Origin of the sequence: Aestuarium sp., from assembly GCF_023253315.1 — a bacterium.
Lineage (GTDB): Bacteria > Pseudomonadota > Alphaproteobacteria > Rhodobacterales > Rhodobacteraceae > Marivivens > Marivivens donghaensis.
The window spans coordinates 1-571 of record NZ_JALRGW010000189.1 but is presented as its reverse complement, the minus strand read 5'-3'; the positions used below and the strand labels follow the sequence as shown (position 1 = coordinate 571).

Below are 571 nucleotides of genomic sequence, written 5' to 3'. Positions count from 1 at the left end.
GATCATGATTTGGTTGCGGAAGCTGCAGAAAAACATGGGGTTCAGCGTCAATTTTATAAAGTTGCCATGCGCCCTGGAAAACCGTTGATGGCAGGACGGTTGGGCGATGCGATGATGATTGGTTTGCCGGGAAACCCAGTGTCGGCAATGGTCTGTGGGAAAATATTCCTAACGCCAGTGATACGCGCATTGCAGGGATTGCCAAAGCAACCCGCGCCCAGATTCCGCGGAAAACTATCCCACCCCATCACGCAAAACGGCGGGCGGGAACATTATCTGCGCGCGGTTTATGAAAACGGGATGGTGCGTGTGTTTGAAAGACAAGACAGCGCGTTGCTCAGTGTGCTGGCCGCATCAAATGCCCTGATCGTTCGCGCACCCCATGCCACAGCATTAGAGGCAGGCGCAGAGGTGGAAGTGATCCTTCTGTAAAACATGGCATTGACACAAAACAAGAACACATGTAGAACATATTGAAAATCATGTTCTAAAGGGGCTTGTCATGCTGACCCGTAAACAACTGGATTTGCTGGATTTCATCAATAAACGCATGTTGCGTGATGGTGTTCCA

At 50.3% G+C, this 571-nt stretch carries 1 protein-coding gene; it reads left to right on the top strand.

Features of this window, described 5'->3' with window-relative positions; genetic code table 11:
- Positions 1 to 432 (top strand): molybdopterin-binding protein (locus tag AC1QQ2_RS14945; protein WP_479713740.1); only part of this gene is annotated, 432 nt, incomplete at its 5' end.
- Positions 433 to 571: the final 139 nt, after the last annotated feature.